This is a genomic window from Microcoleus sp. S28C3 (assembly GCF_036700785.1).
Classification (GTDB): Bacteria; Cyanobacteriota; Cyanobacteriia; order Cyanobacteriales; family Microcoleaceae; genus Microcoleus; species Microcoleus asticus.
Map to the genome: position 1 here is coordinate 1 of NZ_JAUBPO010000089.1, position 20,299 is coordinate 20,299.

The window sequence follows — 20,299 nt, forward strand, 5'->3', positions numbered from 1 at the left end:
TTTTGAGCCAACATTCTCATGAAACTACTGCTCGATCGAACCCTCGATCGATTTATGAATGATTTGCGATCGCTATATATGTAGGGGTACTTGGATATGTACAGAGTGCAATTTCAAGAAATTTGCATCAATCCTGACTGCTCGTTAAAGCAAGAGCATAAACTAAAGTAGCAGCCAACTCAAGCAAGTTTTATGAACGCTAAATTTAGGTTAATTTCCGTCGTGTTGGCTTTGTTATTATGCGCGTACATCCCGTTTCGGGTGTTAGCTAACCCGCAACCTTCGGCAGATACAGTTAGTTCTGCCCTGTGGTGGCAACTTATTGTGTACAATCAGGTACAACAAATTAAAGACAAGCAATATCAAGGGTGCGTTTGGGGCGATTCTATTTCTTCGGCCCTCGGCGATTCTTTAGGTGAAGAAAATTTTAATTTTGCGATCGGCGGAATGAGTTCAGTTTCGCTGCTAGAACAGCTTAAACTGTTAGTACCACAGCGGTTTACCTGCGAAAAAGCGATTTTGGCGATCGGCACAAATGATGCTATGTATGGCATTAGCGACGAGGCGTTTGTCAGCAATTTGAAACAGGCGATCGCCGTGATACGATCGCTAGGAACAAAACAGATTATTCTGATCCCTGCTTTTTACTCCACTCTTGCCGCCAGCTACAATCCTAAATTAGCAGGAACAATTGCTAGAGTTGACGAAATCAATGTTCTGATCGATCGAGTAGCCGCCGACGAAAATCTGACCGTGGAATCTAGCGGTATACAAGCCTTGTTTAAAGAAAATGCTCTGAATGAAGATTTAACAATAGACGGCGTTCACCTCAATGCTAAAGGTTTAGACATATACAGAAAAGTTTTGTTAAATATTTTGAATTATCCTTTAACAACGTGCATTATTTGCGAAATAATCTTTGTTTAAGTTATTAGTTTAAATTCCGTAGACGGGGACTTGATGCGTGTAATTTGAGCTTAACGAGCGCAATGAAATTGTTTTGTAGGGAGGACTGAAGTCCTCACTACAAAATTATAAAGGTTATTTTACATGACTAGATATCAAGGAGTAGTTGGCTGAATTTGCTGTGGCTGCATTTGCTGCTGCTGATTTTGGAGTAGAAGTTGCTGCTCCTGGATTTGGATTTGCCGATTCTCAAGATCTATTTGCCGCTGTCTGTCTTCAAGTTGCAGCCTTCTGTCTTCAAGTTGCAGTCTTCTGTCTTCTGCTTGCTGCAATCTATCTTCACGTTGTATCTCTCTTTCTAGCTGTCTGTCTTCACGTTGCTCTTGTCTGTCTTGACGTTGTTCGCGAAGCTGTCTGATCTGAATTCGCCGATCGAAATCTCCTCCCAAAAATAAGTTTTGAAAAGTTCTGATCGTTGTATCAAACCCAGTAAGAACGCCGCTAACAGCGGTGATCCCAGTTGCAACTCCTGCGATCGGCTGCAAGAAACTGTTGATATTGTCTGCTACCCTAGTGTAGCCCGATCGCGCTACCAGAATCACATCGTTGTTGCGAAGAGTTGGGTTATTATTAGGATTCAATCCTTGAGCAAAATCCACCTCGATCGTGCGGCGAGAAACAGTACCGTTGGGGTTCAAACGCAATAGTTCTACCTTGTCTTTTTTAGCCCGCAATTGATTGAAACTGCCTGCGGTCAGCAAAGCTTGGTGCAGGGATGTACTGGGCCGCACCTGCAAAGCCCCAGGCCTAATTACTTCTCCTACAATATTGATGCTAATCGCGTTCGGAGAAAAACTGCTATTTGCGACTTGAGAAACTTCAGCTAAGTCTACAGTAGCTGCTGTCGGGATAATTACGCTATCTCCTTCTTGCAGCAAAACATCTTGAGTTGCGTCGCCTTTTTGCAGCAAATCCCACAGATTTACCATGATAGTTTGTTCGTTGGCACCTCTGATTCGGCGGCGGATTTGCACGCGGCGAATGTCAGCTTCTGTAGTGATACCGCCAGCAATTTTGAGCGCTCTAGTTATCGTTGGTAAACCGACAACTGCTCCTTGCTGTTGCTCGATGCTGACAAAACTCAGTTCTGTTTGTTGGTTAGTCGATCGCAAATCAGCAGCAGATATAGTATAAGGCCCCGGCCTGTTTACCTCGCCGACAATTACCACGCCAATTGGTTTAGTAATATCAGCGGAAAAATTAGCACTGGCTCTTTGACGAACTTCTTGAGTATTCAGGGCACTGGCTGTCGGTACAAAAATTGTATCTCCATCTCGAATCGTGACATCTTGACGCAAATTTCCCGTCTCTAAAAAATTCTGCAAATCTACCGTAGTAACTTGCTCCGGCCCGCCTCTGCGGGGACGGCGAATTTGGACATTTCGCATATCTCCGGCTGATGTCACCCCTTGTGCAAGTTGCAGCATTTCCATCAAAGTCGGGAATTTTACTCCTCCTCCTTCTCTAGTGGGATTAATCTTGTAGGAACCCGGGCGAGTAACTTCACCCGCAAGACCTATATTTAGGGGGCGAGCGACGATCACAGTCACAGTAACAACTGGAACATTGATGAAGGGTTCGTATCGCTGGGTAATGACGTTAGCTGCTTGTTGCAGCGTCAACCCTTGAATTGAGACGCTGCGAATGATGGGCAAATTGAGCGTCCCGTCAACTAACACTTGATATTCTTTGCTGAATTCAGGGACGCCGAAGATATCTAAAGCAATGCGATCGCCCGGGCCTAAAGTATAAGCTGCTTCTGGTGTCAGCGGCGCAGAATTGCCGACGGGTGGCAAACTTACACCCCGAGGTGGCGGCGGCGGTACTATCGGTTGGTTTGAGTTAGGACTGGCGGCAGGATTTCTGATGGCAGGCAACTGAGCTATACTGGGCAGCGAACTCAATAGCACCAGGAGTGCTGACAAACTCAGACTTTTAGCGGTTTGAACGTTATGTTTCATCTTTCTTCCCTGGTTGCAGCCTGCCAATGAGCGAGAGCAATTTAGCTAGTTGATTTTAGTTTATTTTCCCTGCTGTCCAGTGTAGCCTCGCTTCGCTGCAAAATCCACAGGTGGAATGATAAAAATAGTGCGATCGCACTTAACTATTTTGTACCTTGTTTGTAAAGAAAGTGTAAAGCCCGCCAACTGTTCTCAGGATTAGGAGCTCGTTTGAGCAAAATTTTTCATACATAACTCGGGATACAAATCAACCCGCCACCGAAAGGGGATAGGAAAAAACCGCCCTGATTTGAGGTAAAATATTAGATAATTATCTCAGCAGGACAAAGACAAGTGTCACTAAAATTGGATAAAGTAATTCCCTGGGGACGCTGCTTGGATGAATACATAGGAATGTTTAGCTTGACATCAAGTGACCTCAAGCTAGCAATTCTTGATTGTGCGGGCGGGCCGGCGAGTTTCAATGCCGAAATGACTCGCCAAGGTAAAAAGGTAATTTCTTGCGATCCAGTTTATCAGTTTACTGCGTTGGAAATTGGCGATCGCATCCAAGAAACATATCAAACAGTGATTGACGGTGTTAAAGCCAATTTAGACGGCTATCTGTGGAATAATTTTGAATCGCCGTACCAGCTAGGCGAAGTGCGAATGAAGGCGATGCAGGAATTTTTAGAAGATTTTCCATCAGGCTTGCAGCAAGGCCGCTACATGAATGCTGAGTTGCCAGTTTTGCCTTTCGAGAACAGTCAATTCGATTTAGCTTTGTGCAGCCATTTCTTGTTTGCTTATTCTCACCTGCTTTCGGAAGAATTTCATCTGGAAGCAATTACAGAAATGTGTCGGGTTGCGAAGGAAGTCCGGGTATTCCCTCTATTGCAGAGTTTTAGCGGGGAGGAATCCGAGCGCTTAAATCCGACGATGGCAGAATTGAAAAAGAGAAATTTTAGTGTAGAAATTCAAGAGGCTCCCTACGAGTTTCAAAAAGGCGGAAATAAGATGCTGCGAGTTAGCAAAAAAAGCTCAGCATAAAAGTAAGCATAACTTATTATGCTGTTATGGAAACCAAATAACAGCCATTAATTCGCCAACTATTATCAAACTGTTTTTCCATGAGATAAATGGCTCTGATTGGGATGCCTTCCAAGTCCAGCAACAGCACCGGCTGAGCGGGAATTCCTTCTACAGTGGTGAGGTTTTCCAATAATACCGAGCGCGGACGGTAGACAGCTTCATAGGCAATTTTTACCATGTGCATAAAGTTTTCTGCTGTGCGAAACTGCTGCTGAATTTCGGGACTGGCGAAGGAAAAAGCCTCAGCAGCATCGTCTTTTTGAAATGCTTGTAGTTGCTGTTCTACGACTGAGCGAATGGTAGCGCGATCGCTTTCACTGATGAACATATTTTTGATAATTTGTCAAGAGATGGGAGTGTCGAATAGTTACTATTATAGCGCTCCCACTTAAAAGCGATTTGGTTGCGGGATGGCTGGCAAGCTGTCAGGGCGATCGAGCTTTATTTAAACCCCCGGCGCACTACAGACATTAGTGGTAAAATTGGTTAAAAATTTTAAGAATTGTCAAAATGCTCAGCAGCGCCGCATTGAGGAAAACAGGGTCGGGGTGGGAATTTGCAAATGAAGAAGCGTTAGAGGATTTTGTCGAAGTTCACTTGCAAAGTTTGCTCGGTTTGACAGTCATCAAGCGGCAATTCACTGTCAACGAGCAAAGATGCGATATTATAGCGGTGGACGAGAATAAACGGTTAGTTGTGCTGGAGTTGAAAAACGGCGAAGATAGATATGTCGTTCAGCAGTTAACCCGTTATTACGATGCTTTGTTAGAACACAAACCTTTTGCCGATCGCGTTGATTACGATCAATCGGTTCGCTTGATAGCAATTGCGCCAAAATTTCACAGAGATAATTTTACAGATAGGAAGTATCACGGGCTATTTTTTCAGTTTTTGCAATTTGCGATCGTTCCTGACGGGGAAAAATTATCTTTACACTTGAAAGATGTAGATGCCGAACATATTGCACGAGTAGAGATTACATATCGAGAACAATACAGCAACGAAACTATATCTGAACCGCCAAGGTTGCTTTTAAAATTTATCCAAGAATGTAATGAAACTGAACGCGAAGGAGTTTTGAGCGTTCGCAGACAGATTCTAGGCTGTGATAGACGGGTCAAGGAACTTACTGACTCTAGTAGTATTAAGTATGGTTTTGGCAAAAATAAATTGATTGCTGAATTTAGATTTGATGCCAGACGAAATAGCCCTGCAATGTTTTTATGGCTCCCACTTCCCAGAGGATACAACAATAATAAAATCCTAGCTAGAATGAGAATTTGGACGAATTGGGAAATAGTCACAGATACAGGTTATATTCGGAAGGGAATTGGCATAATGGTTAATGAGGATGAGTACAAAGTAGGTATGGTTTCTCCTTCAGCTAAGTTAATGCCTGATACCTCCTATAAGGCATTAGGTGCCAGGGAGAAATTTTTTAACGATCCAGCATACAGAAAGAATTATGTTATGAATAATTTGGCATTTTATGTGAGCAAGTATGGACGAAACTACCGTCACGGTTCGCCATTAGCGATGTCCATAACATACTATTTCAAGATAATTGAAAAAAGTGACGAATCCACTTCTTTAGAAAGAATAGTTAATTTAGCTTTAGAATCAAGATTGGTAAAACTCTAACTTGGAAGAATTAACAAATCCGATCGCATTCCATCGCCCCTTACCCAATCCACTCTCCATCTGCGTCTATCTGCGTGCATCTGCGGTAAAGAAAAATCTCATCAATAGCTTCGCAACAAATCAAATTAACAAACTTTGATATAATATTACACCTAGAAGCCACACTAAAACCAACTCATGCCGCAAACAGTCTGGATCGCACGACACGGAAACCGCATCGACTTCGTTAACCCCGACTGGTTTCTCACCGCAGAACACCGCTACGATCCCCACCTTTCCGAAGACGGTCACGTTCAAGCCAAACAACTCGCCAATCGCCTCAAAGGTGAAGGAATTTCTCATATTTTTGCTTCGCCTTTTCTGCGAACTGTCCAAACAGCAAATCACGCGGCCGAAGCTCTCGATTTGTCAATTAAACTAGAGTGGGGACTGTGCGAATGGCTGAATCCGGAATGGATGACAGAAATGCCGGAAACTGAGTCCGTCGAAGCTTTGTGCAGGCGTTTTCCCAGGATTGATGCTTCCTACAAAGGCGGTATTGCTAATTATCCCGAAACAGGGGAAGCTTGTTTCAAAAGGGCGGGGGAAACTGCTAAACGCCTCGCGGCTGAGTTTCCCGAAGATATGTTATTGGTAGGTCACGGTGCGTCGGTTTTAGGAACTGCGATCGGGCTAGCGGGCGGTGCAGAAACAGAAATTAACGCTTCTCTGTGTTGTTTAGTGAAATTGGTGCGGGATGATGGAGAATGGTCGATCGCACTTAATGGCGATACTTCTCACCTGACTGACTCTGAAGCCGTGATCCGGTTTAATTAAAGTTAAGATTCGTGCGAAAAATCCTATTCTATGCTATGTCTGTAAAGTGCGCCGAGGTGGACCCTATGTTAATCTGATTTGTCAGAATCTGGGTGTTATTGTTTAATGTCGATCGCACATTTTAAATCGAAAATCTTAAATCGGTATGGCTGGACACAGTAAGTGGGCGAATATTAAACGCCAAAAAGCTAGAGTTGATGCCGTTAAAGGCAAAGTTTTTGCGAGAATATCTCGCGAAATTATTGTCGCGGCCCGCAGCGGAGTTCCCGATCCCGCTGGCAATTTTCAACTGCGGACGGCTATAGAAAAAGCCAAGGCGGCGGATATTCCTAACGAAAACATAGAAAGGGCGATCGCCAAAGGTGCCGGCTTGGCGGGGGGGAATTCGGATTTAGAAGCTATTCGCTACGAAGGTTACGGCGTTGGCGGGGTTGCTATTTTGATTGAAGCGCTGACAGACAACCGCAACCGCACGGCGGCTGACTTGCGAGAAGCTTTTACTAAAAATGGCGGCAACCTGGGCGAAACTGGTTGTGTGGGCTGGATGTTTGACCACAAAGGAGTTTGTACTGTACGCGGCCCGATTGATGAGGAACAATTGTTTGAAGCGTCGCTAGAGGCGGCTGCGGAATCTTATGATTTGATATTAATTGATGAGGATACTGAAGGTGCAGAGGTATTTACAAGTGTGGCTAATTTGGAACAGTTGGCTGATGTTTTGAAACAAAATAATTTTGCTGTTTTGCAGTCGGAAAATCGCTGGATTCCCAGCAATACAGTGGAAATAGACACTCCTGAAAAAGCTCGATCGCTCTTGAAGTTAATGGATGCACTGGAAGATTTGGACGACGTGCAAAGTGTGACGGCGAATTTTGAAATGACTGATGAATTGATGTCTTCGGTTATGGTGTAACGAGCTCAATCACCAGATTTTTGCCATCCGCAAGACAAATCCCGGTAACTCTGGATCGCCGCTGACTGTTTCAGGATTATCTAAGATTTCAGGTTCGCCATCGGGACGGTAGATGTAGACTTTTCTGTTTTTGCGATCGAGCAAAAAGCCCAGCGATACACCGTTCTCAATATATTCTTGCATCTTGTTTTGCAATCCCTTGAGAGGGTCACTAGCAGACCGCAATTCAATCACAAAGTCCGGAAAAATCGGTGCGAAGGAGGCTTTTTGTTCTTCAGTTAAGGCATTCCAGCGCTCTAGTTTAATCCATGAGGCATCGGGGGAGCGGGTTGCTCCATTCGGCAAGGTAAAGCCTGCACTGGAGTCAAACGTTTCACCTGTGCCATCTTGTTCTGCCCAGTTCCCCAATTGTAGGGCAATCTTACCGTTTCGATTCCCTGTATCTGAAAAAGCTGGTGACATAACGATCACTTCCCCACTCGCAGTACGCTCAATTCTCAAATCGCGATTAACTAGACAGAATTCATAAAACTGTTCAACAGTCATCGATTCGATCGCAGGGAAATAGACCGTCAGTGGGACGCTTTCGGTTTGAATTAGCAGCGTCGTCATGGTTTTTCCTCAGTTGGTGCAGGGGTGATAAAATACCTTGAGCTTACACTATTTTAGCTTGGCGATCGAAAGTCTTAGTCGATCGGGGAGTCGGAGGCTTGTATCCGTTTTTGCGCGGTGTTAATAATCTTTTTTCCCAGTCAGCAAATAAGTAACCATGTATCCCTTGCCCTTAACTTGAATGGCGCCGCGCTTCTGAAAAGTATATTTATCTTTTAATATCTCGTAGGTTTCGGCGGTGACTTGAATGCAGCCGGTAATCCCGTGGGATTCCATTCGCGAAGCAATATTTACTGTGTTGCCCCAGAGGTCGTAAATAAACTTTTTTAAGCCGATGACGCCGGCAACGACAGGGCCACTGCTAATCCCGATCCGAATGCTGAAAGGTTCCGAATGTTCTAAACTGAGGAGCCTAATTTCGTGCAGCATATCGATCGCCATGTTCGCAACCGCCTCGGCATGATCCTCTCTGGCCGTAGGCAAACCGCCGACAACCATGTAAGCGTCACCAATAGTCTTAATTTTCTCCAAACCGTGGCGATCGGCCAAGTGGTCAAAAGCCGAAAAAATATCGTTGAGCACTTCCACCACTGCTGTCGCGGAAATTCTCGACGAAAGCTCTGTAAACCCCACAATGTCAGCAAACATCACAGTTACTTCCGCAAAACTTTCGGCGATATTGTGTTCGTTGTCCTTCAAGCGCAGGGCGATCGCTGCCGGCAAAACGTTCAGCAGCAGTTGCTCGGATTTAGCTTGTTCGAGTTCCAACTGTAGGTAAGCAGCCTGCAACTGTTCGGCTTGGCGAATTCTTTCTTGAGCTAGCTTTTCGATTTGGGCGGTGCGGCTCAAAGCTGTCAGTATATATGTCACCGGAATCAGAGTCCACAGCATCCCCATCGTCAGAGTTCCCCAAGAGCGCCAGTGCTTGCGAATCCGGCGAATTTCCGGCGTTGCCGACACGTACATAGACCACTGGCGGCCGCTAATTTTCAGTCGCCTTCTGCAAGCTGTATAGTTCGGGCCTGGATTGTCAAGAATCGGGCAGTTTAGCCTGAGGACTCGTTCCGCAGCGGCTGATGCTGGAAGCACTTGTTGGCTCGCAGATTGGAACAGCACCGCAAATTGCTGAAGTTTGCCGTCAGCAGGGAGATTTTTGAGAACCGGGTTGCCCCTTTGCGGTAACAGCGGCGCTGCTTCTTGCTTGTCTGGAGCATCGCTAACGAGATAAATATTGAGGTAGTCGGTATTGCGTCCTTTTAAAGAGGTTTGGAAAATATCTTTGCCTCGAAATACGCCCAGAACAAATCCTTGTAGCAGTTGGCGGCGGGATTCCAGCGCAGTCGGTTTACTGCTGTTTTCGTAAATCGGAACTATGGCCAAAAGGCCTAGTTCCGGGGAATTGCTCTGAGTTAGGCCGACGTAGTTGGTGACAATCATTTCTCCAGTATCTCGCCCTCGATCGAGCGCGGTGCGGATTTCTGGGTGGGAGGCGAGGTCAAAGCCCAATGCAGTCTCGTTTCCGGCTGGTGGTTCGACGTAGAAAGCCGGGAAGTATTCGGAACGCTGGAGGGCCTTGCGCAGTTCTCCTCGGGGGCCGCGCTCTGTAATCTCGAAGCTGGGGTCAGTTTCGGTTTTGGCTTTGGCTTCGTAGTTGGCTCGCTGGGAATTGGGGACGCGGGGAGTCCAAGCCAGGAGTTGCAGGCTGGGGTGGACGGCTAGGGGACGGGCGACAAACCGGGCAAAAGAGGAACGCTCGACGGCGCTGAAGGCTTTCATGTAGTCGCTGAGGGCGAGAACACTATCTAAGTCGGAGTTGAGCTGGCGTTCGATGCCGATCGCAATATCGTCGATGCGGCGCTGCATTTCGTAGTCGCGGCGCTTGTCTTCCCAGTCCCAAACCAAGGCGAATGCTAGGATCGACAGTCCCACACCCAAAGCCAGCGTCAACCCGGCTGGCTTGTAGCGAGACCAGGATAAAGGTAGTTTTTTCAGCATAATTGCCTAGCGAATAAGGGCAGCAGATTAGCACACCGCTGAGTGCGATTTATTTCGGCCTCTGAGTGCGGTTAATTCAAAACGCTGATAACTCAAGCACCGACGGCAATTGGGAATTAAAAGTTAGATATTGAAACTTTTAGGTTAATGGACGATCGCTCAGCAGGGGATTTCAATCCAGAATTCCGCTCCCTGTCCGGGCGCACTGATGCACCGCAGGCTTCCCCTATGTTTTTCTACCACAATTTGATGGCTGATGGATAATCCCAAGCCGGTTCCAGACCCTACGGGTTTGGTGGTAAAAAAGGGGTCAAACAGCCGTTTGCGAACGTCTTCGGTCATTCCTGGGCCGCTGTCGGCGATGCAAATGACGATGCGATCGCAATGACTGAGCTGGCTTTTACTGTGGCTTTTCAACCCGGCTTTTTTCATTTCTGTGCGAATCACGATCGTCCGAGGTTGCGGTTGGTTTTCTACAGCGTCGATCGCATTGGTGATAATGTTGAAAAATACCTGGTTTAACTGCCCCGCACAACAGGAAATTTTCGATATCTTTCCGTATTCTTTAATAATTTCAATCCGGCTTTTTGTATTTTCCTGATGCAATCTGTGCTGCACAATTAATAGCGTACTGTCAATTCCTTCGTGAAGGTCTACCAACTTCATCTCTGATTCATCCAGCCGCGAAAAATTTCGCAGCGACAACACAATTTTACCAATTCTTTCTATTCCTACTCTCATAGAATTTAGCATTCTGGGCAAGTCTTCCTTCAGAAAATCTAAGTCTAAGTCGTTAACTTTTTTCGCAATCTGAGGATCGGGGGACGGGTAGCATTGCTGGTAGAGATTCAATAGTTCTATTAAATCGTGAAAATAGTTGTATGTGTGAGAAATATTGCCGTTAATAAAAGTTGCGGGATTGTTGATTTCGTGGGCGATTCCAGCCACCATCTGACCGAGGCTCGACATTTTTTCTGATTGAACTAATTGGATTTGAGCGTGTTGAAGCTGTTCGTAGGCTTCTTGCAATTGGGCTGCTTGTTTTCTCAATTGAGATTGGGAAGCTTGGAGTGCTGCTGCGGAAATTTTGCGATTGGTAATATTTTCAATCATCCCTAATTTGTAAATAGGTTTTCCTTCGCCGTCTCGAATCAAAGTAGCTGTCACGTTTACCCAAACAATCTTACCTGTCGCCGAAATCTGGCGAATTTCGATTTGATAGCTCGTAATTTCTCCCCGATAAAGAGCATCAGCAACTTCGAGATTTTTGGGATTATCTTCGGGATGCCCAATTTCTATAAATGTTTTGGCGAGCAATTCGGCTGCGGTATATCCCAGCATTTCGCAGTAAGTTTTATTGACTCGCACGAACTTGTTATCGTCTAAATTGGCTAAGTAGATAGCAATGGGTGCATCTTCAAAAATTGTACGAAATAGTTCCTCGCTGGCCCGGACTTTAGCTTCGAGGGAAAGCCGTTCGGTGATGTCTTCAAAAGTACACAAAATGCCGACTACATTGCCGTTATTGTCGTGTAAAGGTATTTTATTTGTATCCAGCCAGCGCTGGGTGCCGTCGGCTTGCAGTTGGGGTTCTATAATGTGATATTCTGGGGTGTTGGTTGCCATGATGCGGCGGTCGCAGGCTCGAAAAAATTCTGTTTCTTCTGGCTTCCAGGGCATATCGTAGTCCGTGAGACCGACGATTTCACTGGGGTGATTGAAACCTGCGACGTTGGCCAAGTTTTTGTTGCCTCCCAAGTAAACTGAATCTCGATCTTTCCAGACGATTAACTGAGGGATGTTGTTGATTACCAACCACAGCATTTTTTGGGATGTTTGCAAGGCTTCCGTGCGTTCTAGGACGCGCTTTTCAAGTTCTTGATTGGCTTGTTGCAGGGCGATTTTTGACTCGCTGAGGGCGATTTCTGCTAGCTTGCGATCGCTGATGTCGATTGTCACCCCCTCCCACAGTATATCGCCCCCCGCTTGCAGTTCGGGGCGAGCGATGCCGCGAATCCATTTCAGTTTTCCCGATCGCGTTACGATCCGCCCTTCATATATCCAAGGTTTTAAAGTTTTGCCAGAAACTGCGACTGATTCTAACAGGGGTTGTAGGTCTTCTGGATGCACCGTTGACCACATTAAATCGGAGTTGTTTTGAAGTTTTTCTGGCTCTAATTCGTAAAGTTCCCAACAGCCAGAACTGACATAAATGAATTCATCGGAACCGTCTGGATGCAGCAAGTATTGATAAATCATTCCCGGCAAATTGGCAGCCATTTTTTGGAATCTGGCTTCGCTTTGCTGCAGTGCTGATTCTGCAAGTTTGCGATCGCTAATGTCAATCAACAAGCCGTCCCAAATAATGTCATCTTTTTCGCCCGGTTCGGGTCGGGAAGCCCCGCTAATCCACTTAATCCGATCGCCCGGAAAAACTAATCTGCCTTCCCACCGCCAAGGTTCTAAAGTTTTAGCTGAGATGGCAAAAGATTCGTGGAAGCTTGGCGCATCGTCTGGATGAACCATTTCGATCGCGGGAATAGCTGACTTTTGGAGTACCTCTGGTTCTAATTCCCAGAGTTCGCGGCAGCCGGAACTGAGGTAGGGGAATGACATAGTGCCGTCTGCTGCTAATTGAAATTGATAAATCATTCCGGGAACGTTAGCGGCTAGTTTTTGAAACCTCGCTTCGCTTTGGCGTAGTGCTGTTTCTGCTTCTACGCGATCGGTAATATCGTAAAATGCCGATAAAATTGCGGCTTCTCCATTCAAATTAATCGCTCGCATCGACATTTTTACCCAAAAAAAACTGCCGTTTGCTTTCCTGAGACAGATTTGTTCGCTGTCGCTAAAGCCGTTTTGTTTGACTAATTCTAGCAATTGACGGCGGTCGTTGATATTGGCATAAAATTCATTTTTTTTGCAGCCGATAAGTTGTTCGTAACTCAAACCAAAAGTTTTGCATAAGGCAGGATTTGCGTACAAAATAACGCTGTCTTCCAGGCGAGTAATTAACATGGGAACGGGAGTCGCAGTGGCGATCGCCCGCAATCTTTCTTCACTTTCTTGCAAGGCTGTTTCGGCTGCTACTCTTTTGCTAATATCGTTCTGAACTCCGATAAAATGAGTTAATTTTCCCTCGTTGTCTAGGATGGGGGAAACGATTAATTCGTTCCAAAAAGGAGTTTTGTCTTTGCGATAATTTTTGAGAACTACCTTAACTTCTGTTCCCGATCGCAAACTGCTGCGGAGTTTGTCTAATTCGGCGCTATCGGTATCGGGGCCCTGCAAAAACCGGCAGTTGCGTCCAATAACTTCTTCGGCACTGTAACCGGTCAGTTTCTCAAAAGCAGGATTGCAGTAGATAATAGGTATGTCAGGCTTGCTCGCATCCGCGATTATGATGCTGTTGCTCGACGCTGCGATCGCCCGATCTAGCAGAGACAGGTGGAAAGAGTCTGTTGTCATCGGTTGCAAGATCCAAACTCCCGAGGAGCGGACAGAAAAATACACAATTATCAATAGCTTGAGCCATTCTTATTCTATGATCTTATTTTTAATTTCGCCTTGTTAACAAAGTCAGCAGGCAAAAACAGCCTGCGCGGGAGACGAGTAATACCATTTTAGATTTTAGATTTTAGATTTTAGATTGGCAATGACTGATTCCATCATGGTTGGGAGCACGGGCATATAATTGCCTTCTTTGGAAAATTAGTATAACCGAAGGCATTCGGCACTTATCCAGAAAACAGAAGCTGAAAATACCGAAGGCGGAAAGAAAACAGAAGGTGAAAATACTGATATTTTCTACTTGTTTCTTATCCTCCTTCCATCCGGCTCGCCACCCCTTTTAAATTGACAAGTTGATGCAAGAACCCTGAGCAGTTTTGCTTACTTCAATTCTGGCTTGAAAAGCTTCTTTCAGGTGGGGCATATGGGTAACGGTGAGAATGCAGGCGAAGTCAGAGGCGATCGCATTAATTGCAGCAATCAGCCGATCGCACCCTTCAGCATCCTGAGTCCCGAATCCCTCATCAATAATCAACATTTGCAAAGCCGTACCCGCCCGCTGAGACAGCAGTCTCGCCAGCGCCAGCCGAATCGCAAAATTAATCCGAAAAGCTTCACCGCCCGAGTAAGTTTCGTAGGCGCGAGTACCGCGAGCATCAGCAATTAAAATGTCTAAAGTGTCAATCAATTTAGTTGCTTTTTTAGAAGCAGCCGCTCGCTGAGTAATAAATTGAACGTGCAATTGATTCGCGCTCAATCGGGACAATATCTGATTGGTTTCAGCTTCGAGTTGAGGCAAAACATTTTCAATCATTAAAGCTTGAATGCCGTTTTTACCAAAGGCTTGACCCAACTCTTGATAAACTCGCTGCTGGCGTTTAGCAACTTGCATTTGCTCTTTTTGAGCTACTAGCTGAACTTGCATATTTTCCAGATTTTGCTGCTGCTGCTGGAGGCGTCCGAGACTTCCCAAATGTTGGTCTAGCTGCTGGCGGCGGCGGCCCATTTGCTGCTCGATCGCACTTATGCGGGCTGTGGGATCGGGATGTTCTTGCAATTGCTGGTTCATCGCGGAAGTTTGAGCGCTGACAGCTTGCAAATCTCGATCGCGCACAGCGATGGAATTTGCTATTTCATTAACGCGCTGCTGCACTTGCGGGTACTGCACAGTTGCCGATCGCAATTTTTCGGCGCGGGCGATCCAAAACTGCGATCGGCGCATTTCGCTCCGCACGTGTTCGTGCTGTTCCAAATTATAGCCAATTTCCGCAATGTATCTATCTAAAGACAGAATTTGCTGCTGTATTTCAGAGCTATTTTTTTGCTGTTCTAACTGTTGCTGTACCGTGGCTAATTGAGTTTGCAAATCCGGGCGGCGGGCATTAATTTTATTCAGTTTCTGCTGAGCGTCTTTGATTTGAGCTTGCTTAATTTCCGCCCACCGCAAGCGCTTTTCATCGCTGCGGGCTAGAGAGTGGCTGCTATCGCTGTAATTGAGCTGTTGCAGTTGCTGTTCGATTTGCTGTAGTTGGCCCAAATCATCGGCTGCATACTCGCCGGTGCGCAGCAACCGCTCGATTTCCGCAGCGTCTTGACGCATACTTTGCAGCCGGTTTTCGTCTTGGCCCAGGCCATCTAATTGTGCTTGCAAATGGCTGCGGCGTTCCCGCAATTCTTGGTAGGGCGCTAATTCCTCTTCTAGTTCGCGGTATTCATGTCTGAGGACTTGAATTTCGCGCTCGGAGACGGCCAATTGTTCGCGGACAACCCACAGTTGGTTCCAGATTTCCTGCTGTTGGGAGTGGTGTTTTGTGACTACCAAATTCCAGTAGTGTTCGTCTAAAGGTCGATCGCACAAAGGACAATTGCCAAAATTTGTATCGCGCACCATTAAAGGCGAATTCGAGGGTTCGTTTTCCGCAAAATTCGAGGCTTTACCTTCGCCTGCGCTGGTTTCTCCTTCATGTTTCCGCAGCAGTTGCAGTTTTTGGTCGATCTCGGCGAGTCTGGTTTGATAGTCCCGGCTTTTGGCTTGCAGGTTTCCTAAAAAGTCGTGCCTTTCTTGACCTTTTTCGCGGACTCGCTGCTGATAAACTCGCTTGTTTTCCAACTGCAAAATTTGATTGGCGATAGCCGAGATTTCCTGCTGTAATTGCGGCTGTCGCTGCTGCTGCTGAACTTGCACCTGTCGCTTGATTTCGTCTAAGCGGGCGGTTAAACCGGCGCGGGCGCGATCGAGCTTTTGTTGCTTTTGCTGCTGCTGTTGTAACAGCGGCGAAACTTGCAGTTGCAGTTGCTCTAGTTCGTTGAGGCGCGATCGAACTGCTTGCAACTGTGCGAGTCCTTTATCAACCTCCGGCTGCTGTTTGAGAATTTCCAGAACATCTTTTTCATCTTGTTCTAAAACCTCTAATTGAGTTTGCAACTGCTGAATTTTGCTTTGCAAAAAGCTCAGTTCTTGCCGCTGTTGTTCTTGCAATTGCTGGCGCTGGTTTTGGGCTTGTTGGTTAGCTTTGAATTTGCCAGCCAGAGTCTCTTCTGTGGCTTGCAAGCTGTGGAAATACGCGATGCCTTCTGTTATTTCCTTTTCTTGCCCTAGGAGGGCTTGCAGCTCATTTTGCTGCTGTTTTGCTGCGCTGAGTTCTTGCAGCAAGCGGCGGCATTCTTGAGAGATATTGTAGTGCTGTTGCTGGTGGCCGGCGAGGAGTTTTTGCCAGGTTTGGCGGTTGTGGTACTGGAGTTGAAGTTGTTGTAACTCGGTTGTGTCGGCTTGCTGCTGTGAAGAGAGCAAATCGGTTGCTTGCTGCAATTGAGTTTGTTCGGAGGCGATCGCCTCTTTTTGTTGCAGTTGCTCTTGTACGGTTTGCAAACTCTGTTTGAGCACATCGACTTGAGCTTTAAATTGTTTGGACGTATCCTTGGCTTGTTCGCATAATGTATCGTATTCATCGAGCTTGAGCAGGTTGGCTAAAACTTGTTTGCGTTCGATCGGCTTTTTGAGCATAAATTCATCAGCTCGCCCCTGCCGCAAATATGCCGAGTTGATGAAAGTATCGTAATCTAGTTTGATGTGTTCGAGGATTTTTTGCTGAGTTGTTCTCAGACCTTTGTCTGTGAGCGTGCGGAAATTAAGTTTTTCCTCACTCTCGGCAGAATTCAAGCTGACTTGAAATTCCAAACTTCCCGATTGTCCGCGCCGGCGGTTGCGAATCACCCGGTAGATTTGGCCGCCGGTGGAGAAAGTGAAATCAACGCGCACATCTGTTTCGCCGATATGGATGATATCGTCTTCCGTATCGCTGCGACAACAGCCCCAAAGTGCCCAGGATATGGCTTCTAAGAGGGAGGATTTGCCAGCACCGTTAGGCCCGCAAATGCAAGCGGTGTGCAGGCCGCGAAAGTCTAAACCGGCTTCGCGATAGCTGAGAAAATTTTTGAGTGTAAGTTGTATAGGAATCATTTAGGCCATCGCGCCATACAATCTATCTATAAATAACACTATTTGTGCGCTGTTGCCTAGTTATTCAATCCAGATCCAGAACAATTGTCAGTGCTTCTGCAATTTCTTCCATAATTGTCTCGGACAGGGTTCCAAGTTGTCGGACAAATCTTTGTTGGGAAACGGAACGGACTTGAAAAGTGTCGGCGGCGGATACTTTAGTCAAGCCATTTTCGCCGCTGGGTTCTAGTCGAACCATCCAATTTCTCTCGGTGTATCGCTCTTTCCAGTCAGTGATGGGAACAATAACTTCAAGCAGCAAAATTCCCACCGTTTCATCACTGACAATTACTACTGGACGGGTTTTGCCGATTTCCGCGCCCACAGTAGGTTCAAGCGCAACCAGCCAGATTTCACCTCTACGCATTAGTTTTTATCCCTGCGTTAAGGCATTCTTCCTCGGAATCAAAATAGGGTTCGCTGTCAGGCGACCACAAATCATGTAAAGCACCTCCCGGCATATAATCTTTTACTGCGGCTTCTGCTGCGGCTCTGAGTTTCCGTTTTCTCTCAGCTTTGCGCTGGGCTTTTTCTTCTATTTCTTCGCGCATCATCCGCGAAGCTGTTTCGATGATTTCTAGGCGTTCTTCTGCTGTCAGATTTTTGAGTGCTGCTAAGATTTCTGTTTTGGTCACGGTTTTTTCGGGTGGTTGGTGAGAAAGTACGATCGATCCCACCATGATTGTATCTTTGGCAAAAATCTATCTCGGCGATCGCAGTTAATTTTTCACCTCATCCCCGGAGTCAGGACACGGCACTGCTGTGTCCCTACAATGATTAATCGGCTACCTCTAGGTAGGGAAACGGCATTCCGTCTCCTCCGAATTGCCGTGTCCTCAGATGGTAGGGAAACGGCATTGCCGTGTCCTCGATTGCTTTTGTTTCCATCATCAAAAAAGGGTTGACTGTATTCCTACAGCCAACCCCGCACATATTTATTTGTCCTGCGTTTGCTCAAACAGCAACACTACCTGGCAATATTCGGGAACGTATAGCCGACACCGACTAACAATCCCACTTCAGCTCCGTCGACAAAACCAATATTCAGTCCCGCTGTTGCTGTAAAATTTCTCGACAGCGGCACATCTACACCCCCCGAAATCAGGAAGCCCAAAGTACCGTCATCCCCGGTAGAAATTACCACGCCAGCACCTGCATAAGGAGCAGCAGTAATCACAAAATCGTCGCTGACTTCGACGGTCTCTTGAGATACAAAATCGAAGGTAACGGGAACTAGAAAAGCTAAGTCGTCCCGGAACAAAACAGTCGGTCTCACCGACAAATTGTTCGTCAAACCGATTTTGCTAATAATGGCAAAGGAACCGTCGCCTAAGGCTGAATCTCCGCCAAAACCTAGATTGCCGCCAATCCCGATGTAGCTGGGCCCAGAACGGGTAGCTCGCCCTGGTCTGATTTGAGTTCCTTGAGCCACTTTTTTAGTTGGTTCCGAGACAGTTGCCGGTTTTTCAGCAACTTTCGGTTGGTTTGTCAAAGCTGAGGCGGAAGTGCTGACAGGATTGCTCAACAATTCTTGTGCTGTTTTGACTTCTTTTTCTTCCTTCGTTGCTGTTACTTCAAGATTATTGCTCTCGGCAACAATTGAGGTAGGTCGATCGTTCTTTTTGGCATTCTCGACCGTTGACTCCACTTTTTTGACGCTATTATCAGCAATTTTAGCGGTTTCTTCCGACTTTTCAGTCTCAGCAGCAATGGAGGTACTTGGCGCAGTTTCTGTTCCAGCAATTTCAGATGTTGCTGCTTCCGATTTTTCTGGTGTTGCAATAGATACTTGCAAGTTGGCTGCCGGTTCAGAGGCTGCTGGCTCTGCCGCTTCTGTTAGTTCGCTCCAACTGATAGAATCAATTTTTTTATTACTAGCCGTTGTTTCTGGGTCGGGTTTAACTGCTGAAGTTGCCGCAGGCTCAGAAGTTTGGTCAATATTTTGAGCTGCGATTGTTGCAGTTGTACCGATATCGGGCAAGTTGCCAGTTTCAGCTTTCGCTGACAGGGTAGTGCAACAAACAGCTAAAGCAGCAAGATTTATTAACGCGAAAGTAGACTTGGAAAATAGACTATTCATAGAAACTCCTCAATGAACCGTGTGTTAAAAGTGTAAGTGTTTGAGGGCGACCGTCGAGAGCTTTGCTAAAAAAGACACAAATATGAGTTGTGTTGTTCCTAGATTGGCACTCAACCGTTGAATAGTCAACTCTCAAGCTGATTAGATTTAAGAACTGACGGCCGGTTTAGAGGCTAATTTAAATTTACCTATCGATCGGCTAAAAATCAATCCTAGGGATGATTTCACCCTCGATCCTGTTTAATAGAGGGGTCGATCGCGCGTCTGGCTTGCATTCTACAATTCTGTACTTGGGGGCGCTGCACTCGCAGCAGCGCCAGAAAAATCCGGTTTTTGAGGGCGCACCGCCTCGAAACCAAGAGAAACCGAGCTTTCAAAACAGTTTTGGCAGCCCCGCCGTCCAAAGCAAGCGCAGTTAAAACAACGCGATCGGCTGCTGCACAGTTCTTGACAAGTAATGTAGAATAGCACTGATCAGACAAACATTTATAGCTCGATCGTGTCAAATTTACTAAATATTATTAGAATTGTGTAAAATTTAGTGTTCTATTTGTAAAGTTTAGCCTTCGCTTTCGCTCAAGGTCTGACCATCTCACAACAGCACGCAACTAAACAAGTAAAAAAATACAAATTATCTCATCTCAACCTGACTTTATGAGCAAAGTTCTAGTGATATTAGGCGAATTGAGCGATCGCGACATCGATTGGATGCTCGCCAACGGCACCCGCACCCAAGTCCTCCCCGGCACCACCCTCATCACCGAAGGTCAGCCCTTAGACGCCCTCTACATAGTTCTGGAGGGAACTTTGAGCGTTGCTGTATCATCTTTGGCCGACAAAGAAATTGGAAAAATTATTTCCGGGGAAGTGTTGGGCGAAATGTCTTTTGTAGACGGGAGGCTTCCTTCTGCTAGCGTCACGGCAATTGAAGAGTGCCTCATCCTGTCAATTCCGAGGCGGCTGCTAACTGAAAAACTCGAGCAAGATGTGCTTTTTTCCCTGCGGTTTTATCGGGCGATTACCAAATTTTTGTCGTCGAGACTGCGGGGTACAGTAAAACGCTTCGGCGAAGAGACTGATTATTTATCATATAAAGACCCCGACGACGAGGGCGCCATCCCGCAAAATGTTGAAAATCCAGAAGATTTGGCTGAATCTAGATTTCAATGGCTGTTGCAGCGTTTGAAGGGCAGTTGAAGTTCGGCAACGGATGAGTGTACGGGATTTAAGGGATG

Annotated in this window: 16 protein-coding genes; 6 read left to right on the top strand and 10 right to left on the bottom strand. The window is 46.2% G+C overall.

Annotated features, from left to right (window positions below; all coding sequences use genetic code 11):
- Window positions 1–192: 192 nt before the first annotated feature.
- Window positions 193–927, top strand: coding sequence for an SGNH/GDSL hydrolase family protein (locus tag QUA13_RS23420; RefSeq protein WP_333202363.1), 735 nt, complete (start codon window positions 193–195; stop codon window positions 925–927).
- Between the two features lie 134 nt (window positions 928–1,061).
- Here the strand turns inward: QUA13_RS23420 and QUA13_RS23425 are convergent, their stop codons facing one another.
- Window positions 1,062–2,927 carry a polysaccharide biosynthesis/export family protein gene (locus QUA13_RS23425; protein ID WP_333202365.1) on the bottom strand — a complete coding sequence of 622 codons (1,866 nt, stop codon included), beginning with the start codon at window positions 2,925–2,927 and terminating at the stop codon, window positions 1,062–1,064.
- 333 nt (window positions 2,928–3,260) lie between these two features.
- Between QUA13_RS23425 and QUA13_RS23430 the strand changes: the two genes are divergently transcribed.
- Entirely contained in the window at window positions 3,261–3,956 is a 696-nt protein-coding gene (locus tag QUA13_RS23430; RefSeq protein ID WP_333202367.1) for a class I SAM-dependent methyltransferase, read from the top strand.
- Window positions 3,957–3,972: 16 nt separating this feature from the next.
- Here the strand turns inward: QUA13_RS23430 and QUA13_RS23435 are convergent, their stop codons facing one another.
- Window positions 3,973–4,326, bottom strand: coding sequence for a DUF4864 domain-containing protein (locus tag QUA13_RS23435; protein ID WP_333202369.1), 354 nt, complete (start codon window positions 4,324–4,326; stop codon window positions 3,973–3,975).
- Between the two features lie 182 nt (window positions 4,327–4,508).
- On the opposite strand from QUA13_RS23435, the gene QUA13_RS23440 reads away from it, so the two are divergent.
- From QUA13_RS23440 to QUA13_RS23450, 3 genes are all read left to right on the top strand, one after another.
- A complete protein-coding gene (locus QUA13_RS23440) occupies window positions 4,509–5,639 on the top strand; it encodes an endonuclease NucS domain-containing protein (protein WP_333202371.1) in 1,131 nt (376 codons plus the stop codon).
- Window positions 5,640–5,816: 177 nt separating this feature from the next.
- Window positions 5,817–6,455 carry a histidine phosphatase family protein gene (locus QUA13_RS23445; protein ID WP_333202374.1) on the top strand — a complete coding sequence of 213 codons (639 nt, stop codon included), beginning with the start codon at window positions 5,817–5,819 and terminating at the stop codon, window positions 6,453–6,455.
- Between the two features lie 145 nt (window positions 6,456–6,600).
- Window positions 6,601–7,368 (top strand): YebC/PmpR family DNA-binding transcriptional regulator, encoded by a 768-nt coding sequence (locus tag QUA13_RS23450; protein ID WP_333202376.1) that lies wholly within the window; start codon window positions 6,601–6,603, stop codon window positions 7,366–7,368.
- A gap of 9 nt (window positions 7,369–7,377) precedes the next feature.
- Here QUA13_RS23450 and QUA13_RS23455 read toward each other — a convergent pair whose 3' ends face one another.
- The 8 genes from QUA13_RS23455 to QUA13_RS23490 all read right to left on the bottom strand — a co-directional run bounded on the left by QUA13_RS23455 (window position 7,378) and on the right by QUA13_RS23490 (window position 19,546).
- On the bottom strand, window positions 7,378–7,980 hold the full coding sequence (locus tag QUA13_RS23455) for a Uma2 family endonuclease (protein ID WP_333202378.1): 603 nt from the start codon (window positions 7,978–7,980) through the stop codon (window positions 7,378–7,380).
- A gap of 120 nt (window positions 7,981–8,100) precedes the next feature.
- Entirely contained in the window at window positions 8,101–9,975 is a 1,875-nt protein-coding gene (locus QUA13_RS23460) for an adenylate/guanylate cyclase domain-containing protein (protein ID WP_333202381.1), read from the bottom strand.
- A 159-nt stretch (window positions 9,976–10,134) separates the two neighbouring features.
- Window positions 10,135–13,443: a PAS domain S-box protein gene (locus tag QUA13_RS23465; RefSeq protein ID WP_333202383.1), complete on the bottom strand. Its 3,309-nt coding sequence runs from the start codon at window positions 13,441–13,443 to the stop codon at window positions 10,135–10,137.
- 382 nt (window positions 13,444–13,825) lie between these two features.
- Window positions 13,826–16,945 (bottom strand): AAA family ATPase, encoded by a 3,120-nt coding sequence (locus tag QUA13_RS23470; protein WP_333202386.1) that lies wholly within the window; start codon window positions 16,943–16,945, stop codon window positions 13,826–13,828.
- Window positions 16,946–17,009: 64 nt separating this feature from the next.
- Complete coding sequence (locus QUA13_RS23475) at window positions 17,010–17,351, bottom strand: type II toxin-antitoxin system PemK/MazF family toxin (protein ID WP_006631034.1); 342 nt, start codon at window positions 17,349–17,351, stop codon at window positions 17,010–17,012.
- Window positions 17,344–17,619 carry a hypothetical protein gene (locus tag QUA13_RS23480; protein WP_333202388.1) on the bottom strand — a complete coding sequence of 92 codons (276 nt, stop codon included), beginning with the start codon at window positions 17,617–17,619 and terminating at the stop codon, window positions 17,344–17,346. The genes QUA13_RS23475 and QUA13_RS23480 overlap by 8 nt, the downstream gene beginning before the upstream one ends.
- 332 nt (window positions 17,620–17,951) lie before the next feature.
- The gene (locus QUA13_RS23485; RefSeq protein ID WP_333202390.1) at window positions 17,952–19,064 is read right to left on the bottom strand and encodes a hypothetical protein; all 1,113 of its coding nucleotides are present in this window, start codon (window positions 19,062–19,064) and stop codon (window positions 17,952–17,954) included.
- 224 nt (window positions 19,065–19,288) lie between these two features.
- Complete coding sequence (locus QUA13_RS23490) at window positions 19,289–19,546, bottom strand: hypothetical protein (RefSeq protein WP_333202392.1); 258 nt, start codon at window positions 19,544–19,546, stop codon at window positions 19,289–19,291.
- A 172-nt stretch (window positions 19,547–19,718) separates the two neighbouring features.
- Here QUA13_RS23490 and QUA13_RS23495 point away from each other — a divergent pair, with 172 nt between their 5' ends.
- Window positions 19,719–20,261 carry a cyclic nucleotide-binding domain-containing protein gene (locus tag QUA13_RS23495; protein WP_333188188.1) on the top strand — a complete coding sequence of 181 codons (543 nt, stop codon included), beginning with the start codon at window positions 19,719–19,721 and terminating at the stop codon, window positions 20,259–20,261.
- Window positions 20,262–20,299: the final 38 nt, after the last annotated feature.